The 12,875-nt window shown below is 38.5% G+C and carries 11 protein-coding genes; 5 read left to right on the forward strand and 6 right to left on the reverse strand.

The window, feature by feature from the left end:
• Positions 1–286: 286 nt before the first annotated feature.
• Complete coding sequence (locus tag MSKOL_RS07530; protein WP_048154877.1) at positions 287–1,213, reverse strand: DMT family transporter; 927 nt, start codon at positions 1,211–1,213, stop codon at positions 287–289.
• A gap of 590 nt (positions 1,214–1,803) precedes the next feature.
• The gene (tatC, locus tag MSKOL_RS07535) at positions 1,804–2,589 is read right to left on the reverse strand and encodes a Sec-independent protein translocase TatC (protein ID WP_048119952.1); all 786 of its coding nucleotides are present in this window, start codon (positions 2,587–2,589) and stop codon (positions 1,804–1,806) included.
• A gap of 897 nt (positions 2,590–3,486) precedes the next feature.
• Here tatC (MSKOL_RS07535) and tatC (MSKOL_RS07540) point away from each other — a divergent pair.
• The 4 genes from tatC (MSKOL_RS07540) (at position 3,487) to MSKOL_RS07555 (ending at position 6,083) form a co-directional block, all read left to right on the forward strand.
• Positions 3,487–4,269, forward strand: a complete 783-nt coding sequence (gene tatC / locus MSKOL_RS07540; protein ID WP_048119954.1) for a twin-arginine translocase subunit TatC — start codon at positions 3,487–3,489, stop codon at positions 4,267–4,269.
• Between the two features lie 130 nt (positions 4,270–4,399).
• Positions 4,400–4,852, forward strand: a complete 453-nt coding sequence (locus tag MSKOL_RS19230; RefSeq protein WP_082091066.1) for a twin-arginine translocase TatA/TatE family subunit — start codon at positions 4,400–4,402, stop codon at positions 4,850–4,852.
• A 249-nt stretch (positions 4,853–5,101) separates the two neighbouring features.
• Complete coding sequence (locus MSKOL_RS07550) at positions 5,102–5,407, forward strand: twin-arginine translocase TatA/TatE family subunit (protein WP_048119955.1); 306 nt, start codon at positions 5,102–5,104, stop codon at positions 5,405–5,407.
• A gap of 154 nt (positions 5,408–5,561) precedes the next feature.
• Positions 5,562–6,083 (forward strand): Nudix hydrolase, encoded by a 522-nt coding sequence (locus MSKOL_RS07555; protein ID WP_052725376.1) that lies wholly within the window; start codon positions 5,562–5,564, stop codon positions 6,081–6,083.
• A gap of 138 nt (positions 6,084–6,221) precedes the next feature.
• Here the strand turns inward: MSKOL_RS07555 and amrS are convergent, their stop codons facing one another.
• From amrS to MSKOL_RS07570, 3 genes are all read right to left on the reverse strand, one after another.
• Positions 6,222–7,286, reverse strand: coding sequence for an AmmeMemoRadiSam system radical SAM enzyme (gene amrS, locus MSKOL_RS07560; protein WP_048119960.1), 1,065 nt, complete (start codon positions 7,284–7,286; stop codon positions 6,222–6,224).
• A 378-nt stretch (positions 7,287–7,664) separates the two neighbouring features.
• Complete coding sequence (locus MSKOL_RS18715; RefSeq protein ID WP_052725377.1) at positions 7,665–10,136, reverse strand: PAS domain-containing protein; 2,472 nt, start codon at positions 10,134–10,136, stop codon at positions 7,665–7,667.
• Positions 10,137–10,582: 446 nt separating this feature from the next.
• Complete coding sequence (locus MSKOL_RS07570; protein WP_048119962.1) at positions 10,583–11,857, reverse strand: methyltransferase; 1,275 nt, start codon at positions 11,855–11,857, stop codon at positions 10,583–10,585.
• A 477-nt stretch (positions 11,858–12,334) separates the two neighbouring features.
• Here MSKOL_RS07570 and MSKOL_RS19965 point away from each other — a divergent pair, with 477 nt between their 5' ends.
• Positions 12,335–12,505: a hypothetical protein gene (locus tag MSKOL_RS19965; RefSeq protein ID WP_156150998.1), complete on the forward strand. Its 171-nt coding sequence runs from the start codon at positions 12,335–12,337 to the stop codon at positions 12,503–12,505.
• 24 nt (positions 12,506–12,529) lie between these two features.
• Here MSKOL_RS19965 and MSKOL_RS07575 read toward each other — a convergent pair whose 3' ends face one another.
• Positions 12,530–12,715 (reverse strand): hypothetical protein, encoded by a 186-nt coding sequence (locus MSKOL_RS07575; protein ID WP_048119964.1) that lies wholly within the window; start codon positions 12,713–12,715, stop codon positions 12,530–12,532.
• Between the last annotated feature and the right edge of the window lie 160 nt (positions 12,716–12,875).

The raw sequence follows: 12,875 nt of genomic DNA on the forward strand, positions 1-12,875 counted from the left end.
AAGATCACATACTAATAAATTTTATTAGTTCCAACCGGAAACAGAGCTATGAATAAATAAAAAAATACAACCCGGATGGCAGAGAACTCATTTAAGAATGAAATTCTTAAGAATAACACATTTAAGAATATTTTTTTTGTTATATCTGAAAACTATTTCCTTATTATTAGAGTTTTTCTAAAAATTGCGGTTATTCGTATTTTCGTTATATTTCAGCCTTCTTGAGTGTTTTCAAAAAGCTTGCTGGACTCGAGATTTTCACATTACTTTTCCCGCTTCTGGTAAGCTAAGGGACTGCAGGCAGTTTTTCCTTGAAAACAGGTTCTTCTTCGGTTTTGCTTTCCTCCTCCAGACTTGCCAGGAAAGAACTGGAAAGGATAAGGGCACATCCAAATAGGGTTTCAGCGGATATGGGGTCTTTTAAGAGCAGGTAAGCGAAAAAAATCGCACTTACAGGTTCAATCAGGGAAAGTATGCTTGCATTCTGGGCTTTGACATGTAAAAGCCCTGTAAAGTAAAGAATCGAACCTACTGAAGTGATTGTTATCCCTAGAAAGAGGAGAACAGGTAGGTTTTCAACAAGAGCTATTACTGACGCCTGTTTTACAAAAGGAAGCAATAATACAAGCATTACGATGGTTGAGATAAAAAGTTGTTCTAAACCTGAATACTCATTCCTGAGATATCGGGAGGTAATAGTAACGCAGGCGTAAAAAAAGCCTGAAAAAAGTCCCATAAGCACTCCATAAAGATATGCTGGCTCAATTCCCGATCCAGAAACAAGGTTTTCAGGGCCTATTACCATTACTACACCCGTAAGAGAAAGAATAAGGGCAACAAGGCTCTTTTTGTTATGTTTCTCCTTCAGGAAAAGAGGGGCGAGCAGCAAAACGTAAAACGGAGCCGTATAAAGTAAAAGTACGGATATTGATACATTAGTAAAGCTCACAGCCATATAATAAGAGACCATTGCGCCTGCATTGAAAGCTCCAAGTAGTATCAAGTTTTTTCTTTTTCCCCGGAGCCTGATTCCTGACAGTTTTCCAGTAACTGCCAGATAACCTGTAAGTGCGAGAAGCCCGAAAAGAAGCTGGTAAAACACAACAGCTCCTGCGGCCATATTCTTTACATACATGAAAAAAATTCCTGAAAATCCGTAGATGACAGATGCGGCAATTACCTGGATATTTGCTTTTATGTGCTGCGGCTCCATGACCTCTTCAAATATGTATTTCTGTTAAATAAGATTATCCTGAGTATGTTGAAAGTAATATCCAGGCAGCAGACTATTAGCAATATCCAGACAGTTAGACTATTAGCAATATCCAGACATTCAGACTATTAGCAGTCAGCATTTTGTAAACAGTAGTCTAAAAACAACCAAAAAACTGTTTTATAAAAGAAATCTAGATAATCTTAAAGCTCTCAAAACAGGATAATAAGCGGATAGGCGAGTGCGGAAAAGAATGATTAGTATCGAATATGCAGGTCCTATAATAGCTCTGGTTTTAAAAATTATATAAAAATAGTATTTTTAAAGGTCCAGATGTGTATCTGGATTACTGAATAATTTATGGTCTTAATTGAAGTTAACTTGCACTTTTGAAGTTAACTTGCGCATTTGAGGTTAACTTGCACATTATCAAACTTTTACTGGCTCTTTTTCATTCCCTATGGATAAGATGATTTTCAATTCAAGACCGCATTGGTTTTTATGAGAATATTATGAGGATATCCACACAAAATAACGAAGAGCCATTTTACTTTTAGATCCCTAAACTGTATTTTGTCACATTTCTTCTTTTAGTTTCTTCTTGTAATCCCTGATGCAGTTGCTGAAGGATCAGAATTTCCGAGCCTGTTCTTTACTCCAATTAACCGCACAACTACCATACTGATCTCAAAAAAGAACGCCATGGGCACGGCAACCATCATCTGACTGAAGACATCTGCCCCAGGAGTAACTACGGCTGCAATAAACACGACAAGGACATAAATATGCTTGCGGTACGTCACAAGAGTACTGTATTTTACAAATCCATTTCGGGTAAGGAAAGTAAGTACTATAGGGAGTTCAAAGACCAGACCAAAGATTGCTGTAGTTGTTGCTATAAATGAGATAAACTTGAAAACCGAATAAGTCGCAGTCACCCCTGAGTCTGCTGCGTCAATGTAGAGGAACTTAAGAAAGAGAGGCAGCATGAGGAAATAAGAATATGAAGCTCCAATGACGAACATGACAATGACCGCTAGACTCAGGAAAACAAACTGGCCTTTTCCAATAGATATCGGAACTTTAATTGAGTACCGCTTCGAGATTGCCCTATAAGCATAGAATGCAATTAGAGGCAGGGTGATGAGAATTCCTATTATAATAGAGAGCTTTAGCTCCAGCATCATTACCTCAAGGGGAGATACATACACCAGCTTTGCGCCCTCTGGAAGAAGATCAACCTTCATTCTCTCGATTAGAGGGCCTGTAAACTGGAAAGAGAGAATAATGCCTGTGATAAGGACCCCAGCAATCACAAGTAACTTATTTCGCAGGGTCAGCAGAATTGCACTGAGATTTTCAATCGCTTCAGACATAATGAGTACCTATCCGGGAAAGCAAAAGAAAGTTTTTTGTCCTATTTAAAGAAACTCTTATATTCACCGCAGTGAGATCTATTCATTGCAGAGATTTTCATATCAACTTTCTTTTTACCTATTTTGTTTTTTCGATTTTAGGTTTTTTCGGTTCTTTTCACGGAATCCTTCAAATTTTCCTGAGACTGCAAGCCATTCAGAAGATTCAATTGATGAAAGTCACGAAATCTGAGTATGGAAACAACGGGTTCAAGTATAGAGAACCGGGAAATAGCAGTTGTTTTAATAGGTGATAGTATTTATTACGAGTATATTATATTAATTATCTTAATTCGTTTACACAATCATCAATTAATTATCTGAATCCGATTATATTATTTGTTATAACTAAATTTATATTAATTGAATAATTATAATACATAAATTATTTTAAGTAAATTATAGTAATCGTCAGCATATATTAATCAAACTCTCTTAATCGTATTATATTAATAATTTTAAGTAATTATATATCATTTCAAGTGATAATGTCAACCATTTTAAGTAATTATGTTAATCGTTTTAAGTGATTATGTTAATCGTTTTAAGTGATTACGTTAAGCATTTTAAGTAATTATGTTAATCGCTTCAAGTAATTATGTTAATCGTTTTAAGTGATTATGTTAATCATTTTAAGTGATTGCATTATTAATGGCTCAGTACTATAAATGCTCAGGTATGCAGCTTTCAAGTATGCAAATATATAGTAGAAAGATATTCTGAAGAGGGATCGTAAAATGGATTGTGAAGATCTCTTTCACCGGGAAATTGGAATACCTCCGAAGAGTTGCAGATTTACATTCTATATTATGTTCCGACATTAATATATTTACCTAGATAGATGTAAGAGCGGAAAAAATGAACTCACAGAACACAGGCAACAGACCAACAGCTTCTACCGAAAAAAACTCGGGGATGAACTCTTATCCTTCCGGTGTCCCGGGAGATAATGAGGAACCTCTCATGGTTCACCTGTTAGAGCTCAGAAACCGTCTAGCAATCGTTTTGATCTGGCTCTGTCTGGGAATACTTATTGCTTTCCCATTTTCAGCAAAAGGGATGCTGATTGTCTGGAAGGAATTTATAAATACTGACTTTTACATGACGGCTTACTCACCTCTTGAATGGACCTTTGCGCGCCTCAAGCTCTGCCTCGTTTTTGCTCTGGCCACTTCAATCCCTCTGCTCTTCTACGAGCTTTACAGGTTTGCAGGCAAAGGACTTTATCCACATGAGAAGCGCTTTTTCCTCAAGGTCATTCCTCTATCCTTCCTGCTTTTCATCTTTGGGACCTCTATAGGGTACTTTATCGTCCTGCCTGTCATGTTCAAATACATTCTATTTTACTCGGGAGACATGGCTACAGCGCAGCTTTCCGTTCAGGATACTCTCTCAGCAGTAACTACAATTCTGTCAGGTTTCGGAATTGTATTCCAGCTTCCCTTGCTTGTGATTTTTGCCGTGAAAATGGGGCTTATAGAATACGAGACTCTTAAAAAGCAAAGGATACTGGTCTACAGTGTGATTATGGCAATTTCACTTTTCCTTTCGCCTGATCCTACATTCATTGCCCAGATCCTTGTGGCGTTTTTATTGGGAATTCTCTTTGAGTTCAGCCTGCTACTTATCCGGCTATTTTGATAGCTAGTTTGCCTATTTATAGGACCCTTTATTTTTAAAAACAGGTGTTTTTAAAAGGATCTCCGAACAAGCCAGTCCTACCGATCTTATTACAAGAACTTTTATATTTGATTGTTGATAATAACCAACAATGATAGGCACACAGGAATTAATAGTAATTCTTATTGTAGCTCTCTTCCTCTTTGGGCCGCAGAAGCTTCCTGAGCTTGCACGATCGTTAGGAAGTGCAATGGGAGAATTTAAAAAAGCACAGCGCGCTTCTGAGCTTGAGCTCAATCAATTTGATGCCTACACCAGAAAAGCTGCGAATACAGCTGCTTCTGAGGAAAAAGAGAAAGGGACGGAACAAAAAGATACTCCCAGCAGCAGTAAAAAAACAAACACCGATACAAAGCTGGAAACCGGTACAGAATTGAAAACCGATACAGAGCTGAAAACCGATACAGAGCTGAAAACCGGTACAGAATTGAAAACCGATACAGAGCTGAAAACCGGTACAGACACGAAAATCGATACAGATCTGGAAAACAAGCCGGAAGCCGGAAAATCTGTTTCTGAACAGGAAGAGCTCCGGAAAATCTGAAATCCAGGATTAAATCGGGATAAAAGTAGATAAACCTGAGTCGAAAACCAAAATGGGATAAATTTAATAAATATAAGAAGCAAAATAAAAACTATTAAATATATAAAATCTGCAAAATAGTAAATAAAAATAGAAACTTTATATAACATAAAAAATCTTAGCTTAACTTATAGATATTTACAATTTTTAGATCATTATCACCTGCTGAATTATATTTATTTAAGAAAACGAAAAGCTTGAGGTTAAGCCATGATAGGCACACAAGAACTCATAATGATTTTTGCAGTAGTTGTACTCCTTTTCGGAGCTACTAAACTTCCGGAGCTAGCCAGGTCCATGGGAAGTTCAGTGGGCGAATTTAAGAAAGCTCAGAAGGAATCCGAGCTAAACCTTAAAGAATTTGAAAAATCCATAACAGAACCCACAGCTCCAAAGAGCAAGGTACAGGAAACTGCCCAGAAACTTGGGATTGACATAAAAGGTAAGACCGATGATCAGCTTCTGGATGAGATCCAGAAAGCCGCAGAAAAACCAAAAGAGGTCTCAGAACCCTGAAAAATCCTGAAAAGTGAATTTCTTTTTTCTTTTCATGGCATTATTCCAGGTTTAACCTTTTTTAATGAAGCCTGTCATTTTTATTTTAACCGATATTTTTATTTTTTTCCCCGCCTGAATAAAGGTAGTGAAACAACTTAATAGGAGTGCTTTTGTGGCAGAACTAATCACTGAAGTAGACAAAAACGATAACGTTCTCGGGCTGCGCGAACGAGAGGAATTTTATTCGGGAAAGCATATCCACAGAGCTGCCCAACTTATCCTTCTCAACCCTGAAAATAAAATGCTTATCCAGAAAAGGGCACCTCAAAAACGGTGGTTTCCGGGCCGTTATACATATTCGGTAAGCGGTACTGTAGCAAATGAGTCTTATGAAGCCTGCATGGCACGGGAAATGCTTGAAGAAATAGGAATCTCGGTTCCCTTCCAAAAATTATTTAAAATTCCCTGTATCATCGAAAACAAAGGAGCCTTCCATATGGTATTTTCAGGCCTATGCTCGGAAAAAACTGCAAGCTTAATTCGGCCTGACCCGGAAGAAGCCGTATCTGTAGAATGGGTTGAACTTGAAGAACTGCACAGGGCTGTCAAAACTGAACCTGAGAAATATACGCCTTCCCTGCGAGAAGGAATTATAAAAATTTTCCACGAAGGGTGCGAAAAATATATTTTTTGAGATATAATTTTTTCTGGTATTTTATTCTTGGTATTTTATTCTTGGTATTTTATTCTTGGTATTTTATTCTTGGTATTTTATTCTTGGTATTTTATTCTTGGTATTTTATTCTCATCTATCGTTTGCTGAATAATCCGCTTAATAGTCGTATTCACCCGGTGCATGTTTTGAACCGGCATATTCACCTACAATGGGAATGTGTTCCCCACATTTCGGGCAGGTTTTCTCAGGTGTGATCTCATACTTTTCAATGTCGAAATAGCCACGCTTGATCAACATTTTTCCGCAGTTCGGGCAGAAAGTATTGTTGCGGTCACTGCCAGGAACGTTGCCCATGTAAACATACTTCATTCCTTCTTCAGTTGCAATTTTACAGGCTTCCTGCATGGTTTTTACAGGCGTCGGGTAGAGGTCCTGCATCTTGTACTGGGGATGGAAACGAGTAAAATGCAGTGGAGTCTCAGGTCCGAGATTTTTATACACCCATTTTGAAAGTTCCCTTATTTCATCAAGGGAATCGTTTACACTTGGAATAATGAGGTTTGTAATCTCAACATGTATTCCAAGTTGTTTTGCAAGGGCAGAAGCTTCGAGCACAGGGGCGAGTTTTGCGCTGGCGACATCGTGGTAGAATTTTTCAGTGAATGCTTTGATATCGATATTCGCGGCATCCAGATAGGGTGCTATATTCCTGAGAGCATCAGGCGTCATATACCCATTTGTCACATAGATTGTTCCAAGCCCTGCCTCTTTTGCCATTTTCGCACACTCATAGGTATACTCGTGCCAGATTGTTGGCTCATTATAGGTCCAGGCAATGGAGCTTGAACGTGAGAGAAGCGCCCTTTCAACAAGTTCTTCAGGTGGAATATCCATTGTGTAAGCATCTTCCAGGCAGACCTGAGAAATTGACCAGTTCTGGCAGTGCTTACATCGGAAATTGCACCCTATTGACCCGACAGAATGAACATAAGACCCTGGATAAAAGTGATAAAGAGGTTTTTTTTCGACAGGGTCAACAGCCTCGCTTGAGACCGTCCCATAAATAAGAGTATATAGTTTTCCGTCCCTGTTTTCCCGGACTCCGCAAAAGCCCCTTTTTCCCTGGGAAATTTTGCAACTATGGGCACAGAGCTTGCAGTGTACTTTATTATCTCCGATTTTCTCGTAGAGCATGGCTTCTTTTATCACGGCAATCCCCATTTAGAAATTGCTTTACAGCATAATAATGTTGCTGTTTCATATTTTTCCAGTTTTTCAGGAAAAAATGGTCAACTTACGGGTAAGTTTCTGCACCTGATAATACCATCGGAACAATTGGGTTTAAAACAATGCAATCTGAAACAAAGCGGTCTGTAACAAAGAGATATGAAACAATTGGGTTTAAAACGATGCGTTCTGAAACAATAGAGTTTAAAACAATGCTTTCTAAAACAATTGGGTTTAAAACAAAGCTATCCGAAAAAAGTGATCTGTAACAAAGCGTTCTAGAACAAAGCGACCTGAAACACAACGGTCTGGAACAAAGCGATCTGAAACAATCTCATGCTTTGATGCCATTGCCTGTGCAGAAAAAACAGTTTAAAATTTGTTTTCCACTTTGAACCTCATGCTGAACTCGGTTCCGTTTTCTTTCTTCAGTTCGATTTCGCCTTCCAGCTGATTAACCAGAATGCTTACCAGTTGCAGGCCAAGGGTTTCAGGATTTTCGAAGTTTATGGTTTCCGGGATACCTTTTCCGTTATCCGAGACCGTAAGGTTAAATTCTGTACTTTTGCCTTCCGGACCTTTCTCTTCTTTGAGGCATCCGGACTCGTTGTTTCTGGAAAGTCTGATCCGAATTTCTCCGTTTTTCCCGTATGGAAACGCATGCTTCAGGGAATTTGAGACAAGTTCATTGACAATTAGCCCTAAAGGCACAGTAATATCCATGTCAAAGAAAATATCCTCCTCCAGCTCCGTTTTGAGACTAATAGCTGCATCTCCAAGCCTGTAAGTCTGGAAAAGGTTGTCGATGAGTTTCTTAAGATACGGTGAAAAGTTAAGCTTCTCAGTTCCTTCTCCTTCATGCAATTCCTCATGGATTAGAGCAATGGAGATTACCCGGTCCTGGCTTTCCCTGAAGGCTTCAAGGACCTCAAAATTCTTAACGCATTCCATGCTGTTGAACTTTTCAGCCTGGAGGTCCAGCAGGGAGGAAATTACCTGGAGATTGTTCTTGATGCGGTGGTGAATTTCTCTCTGGCGGGCAATTTTAATGTTCGCAAGAAATTCCTCGGTTTCCTTCCTTTCGGTTATGTCGTAAATCGTGCCCTGATAGTATTTCGGTTTCCCATCTTTTCCCAGGACTTTCTGGTAAATTTCGTGTAACCATCGGATTTTTCCGTCCCTGTGTATTATGCGAAAATCAACTTTAGTGTGTTTTATAAAAGGTGAATTCCGAATCCTTTCCTCTTCTTTGAGGAGTAAAGGCAGATCCTCAGGAAGGATTATCTCTTTCCACTTAGCCCTGGACATAAGTTCTTCTTCGGTATGTCCTGTGATCTCTTCAACAGCTCCGTTCATGAATATGGGAATGAAATTCTTGTCTGTCTGGAAAGCAATCCCCTGAAAATTCTGTATGAGAGAACGATATTTCATTTCACTCGCTTCAACTTTTTCCAGCGTGCATTTCCATTCTGTGATGTCTTTCATCACACCAATAGCCCTGTAAACTTTCCCCTCGTCATCTTTTAGCCAGACGCCCCGGGCTTCAACGTATATATATTTTCCATCTTTCTTCCTGAACCTGAACTCTGCATGAATTCTCGCTTTTTTCTTGAAGAAGTTCTCCATACTTTCAATCGTCTCGGTCCTGTCTTCAGGGTGAAGATGCTCTATCCAGAACGATTCATTAAAGTTTTTAAACTCTTCAGGAGAGTATCCTGTTACTTCCCGGATGGCTCCTGCCCATTCTACTTCGTGTGTATCGGGCCTGAAATCAAACACTAATTGCCCTGTCTGCTCGGTTGCGGTGCGGTATCTTTCCTCGCTTTCTTGCAGGCTTTTGCTGGCAAGTTTCTGTTCTGTTATATCTTTTACTACTCCAGTGACCCTGCTGATACTTCCGCTTGAGCCCAGTATATCGGTTCCGCTTTCCTCAAGATAAGCATAGTCGCCGTTCTTTTTTCGGAACCGGTATTCCAGATGGAAGTTTACCCCGTTTTTCATATGGTTTTCATTGTTTATCCAGAGCTTATACCTGTCCTCAGGGTGAACGTATTCCATCCATGAGTTCACACCTGCATCTTTTAATTCTTCAGGCGTGTATCCCGTAACTTCTTCAACCGAGCCGAGCAAGTCTACTTTATCAGCCATCATGTCGCAATTGTATACCATGTGCCCTGTTTTTTCCAGAATGGTCTTGTACATTTTCTCATTTTTCTTAATTTGTTCATTCAATTTATTTTTGGAACTAAGGCTCTCTTTCAGAATGTTTTCAGTCTTTTTGAGCTCGGTTATATCCTGCATTACAGTAATAATCCCAATAGTCTCCCCATTCTCGTCGCATAAGGCTGATTTATTTAAAATAAAAGTTTTTGTTGTCCCGTCCGCAACTATGAGTTCCTGTTCTAAGGTTCTCGTTCCACCATGATTCAGGATTTCATTTTCGATTTGGGCCCATTCGTTACATCTTTCCAGGAGGTCCCTCTTTTTTACAATATATTTTCTGGGACTCTCTATAAATTTCCGGACGAGTTCGCGGAGTGTTCTCCCGATAATCTTTTCTTTTGGAAGGCCAAGCATCTTCCTTGAATGCGCTTCATTTACTAGAAGGAAAACACCATTTTTATCCTTGTATGAAATAGGATTGACCATAGTGTCAAGTATATTTTCTATAATATGAGGACTATCCAGAAAAATAAGACCTGAGATCTTGCTTTTTTCACCAGATACTTGAACCTGGCTACAAGCCACATTATTTGAGGCTTTTAGCTTGTTTGTCTTTTTATCTTCGTTTACCAGTGCTGTCGTTCCTTCCTGACATTCTGGTTCTTCATCATAGTCCTTCATTTTTCTTCCCCAGAGTTTCTCGAAAATCAAGTTTTTTGGCACTCAAATTAACAGATAGGCTCTATGTTTTTAATGGACGGAATATCTGGTTAAATAAATATTGATAAAGTTAAAACAAGTTTCCTGATGTTTTCTATGTTCAATTTACAATAAATCAATAAATTAAATTACATTTCATGATAATTAATAGTTATCTCTTCAGGAAAGAAAGGAAAAAGTAATTTTTGAAATTCGGAAATAATAAAAAAGTAACTGAGAAAAAAGTAATCTTCTTCAGGTTGTCTCAAAACTCGACCCGTTTCTACAATTGGGTAATTGGAATTGTTGACTTTAAATTCAGATCGAAGATTATTCTGAAATTCAGGTATTTATTTGCCTTGAAGTATAGTACATTATCCTATTTGTAGAATCAAATGTAGTTTTGAGACAACTTGTTCCTGCAAATTTCAGGTTGCTTTCCGTGCAAACACAATCCTTGAACCGTCCGTCATGTCAAGAGCACGGAAGACTTCAAGCCCATAATTGTCAAGCAGCTCTATATACTCATTAAAGGGGACGCTATTTTCGAAACTGTAACCTGATCCTCCTTTTTTCACACCTTCAAAAGTCCAGAGGTTCCAGTCAAGGCTGAGAAGTGGGCTTGATTTTATTTTTTCGTCAGGCATCTGCCTGGTTACGAAAATGCCTCCAGGGTTTAAGGCTTCCGAAAGCTTGGGGACAAGGGAAGGCACTTTTCCGCCGGGGTTAAAGGAAGAAAAGATAAGGTCATAGCCACTTCCGATTTCATCTTTAAAAAAATCTCCCGGAATTGTACTCACTCTTGAAGCCCCATATTTCTCGATGAAATATCCTGTTTCGCCAGTAACGGGTGGAAGGTCGAAAACAAAAGCCTGAAGGTCTTCATTCAGCTTTGAAAAAGCGATTGCATAAAGCCCATGCCCCCCTCCTATGTCAAGCAGCCTTTTGACATTTGTAAAATCAACATTTTCCATGACAACAGTTACAGTTTCCTGAAGCAGACCACAGCGTGCGTTTTCAGCCATACAGTGGACAATTTCCCCAAAAAAAGGCCCTTTCTCGACAATATCGGGCCCCTGCTTCATAATCTGAGGAATGCGAGCCCAGCGTTCAACATTTCGAATCCTTTCGGCAAGGTAATGCTGCTGAGAAAACGGAGAACTTTCCATGAGATAAGTTGCACTGAGTTCAGAGACAAGGTACACTGCCTCGCCACTCTTTGTTCCATTGTCATGGTCCTCAGATCCGGTTTCGGATTTACCGTTATCTTGACTGGCGACTGCATCTATTTTTCCAATCTGCGCCTTCTCTTCTTCCTTACCCATTCCCTCCTCAAATCTGTCAAGGAACCCGAGACTATGGAGGGCTTCACAGAAATGAGGCATGAGCAGAGGATCACAGCCAAGTTTTTCAGCCAGGTCCTCTGCTGACAAAGGAGATTTAAGTGCTTCAAACACTCCGAGCTCAAGAGCCGAAACAATCAGCCTGTATTCTTTTAAACCCTGAATTGAAGAATCCATAAACTTAAAAAAGCGATCGAAATCGATCTCAGGCTTTTGCATTAAATCCAGAATTTTTCCAGCCTCTTCTTCATTTTTAAGCTTTACACTGGGGTCAAATTCATTTTCTAATCTGTTTTTATCTGTATCCTGTGCATTAACTTCAGTATCAGGTTCTGCTTTATCATCAATTTTACTTTCCATGCCCTATCTCCTTTTTATTAATTCTTCCAGACTTTTCACAGATCAATTTTAAAAAGTTACTATTCTCATATATTTACCCACTGTAAATATTAATCTAATAAAATATTGTAATAATTAATAAGATAAGAAATTTGCTTTATATTAATATCAGTAAACATTGTTAACTAAAGGTACTACTCTAAGAAAATAAAGCTTAAGGTGAAGATTGAAACAATCGAAAAATGTTATTATAACGAACTGGTACACACGGCAATCTGTATAGAAACTTTCTTTCTCGCCTTAAACATTGTTAAGATAATTTGGATCAGTTAGAGTTAGGATCAGTTAGAGTTAGGACCAGTTAGAGTCAGGATCAGTTAGAGTTAGGATCAGTTAGAGTTAGGATCAGTTAGAGTCAGGATCAGTTAGAGTCAGGATCAGTTAGAGTCAGGATCAGTTAGAGTTAAAGTGAGAATTAGAATTAATAGGGAATTAGTTTTGAAATATAGTTCGGATTTCTACAGATATATACAGAAACCCTTAAAATTAGAACTTGAGCAGGTTTACCTAGCAATGGATACAGCTGTTCCTCTAGAAATCGTAGTAACCGAACTTGTTTCAAATGCCCTGAACTCTAAACTGAATTTTTCACACCGAAAAAAAGGTTAAAAAACAATAAATTTAAAAAAAACTTTAGATTGATGCGTCAACGTAATCGACCGGTCTTTTAAAAACAGCTGCTATCATACCATTTTCGTCGATATCATCCGCAAATTTGATGAGCTCCCAGCCTTCAGTCCCGAGGCTGTTAAGATCTTCTTTTGCCTTTGACCACTCACTGAACCTTATCTCTTTAACATCGTATTCCCAGATGGTCACTCTAATTCATCTCCAGTAAAGTTGGGTAATATTAACTCATATATTAAGTTGTGGCATCTGCTATATTTATCTTTTTAAAAAATAGATTTGCGATTAAATCAACTAAAGTTGATTTGTAAATTATTTATAAATTATTTGTAAATTATTTGTAAATTATTTG

The organism is Methanosarcina sp. Kolksee (assembly GCF_000969945.1).
Classification (GTDB): domain Archaea; phylum Halobacteriota; class Methanosarcinia; order Methanosarcinales; family Methanosarcinaceae; genus Methanosarcina; species Methanosarcina vacuolata.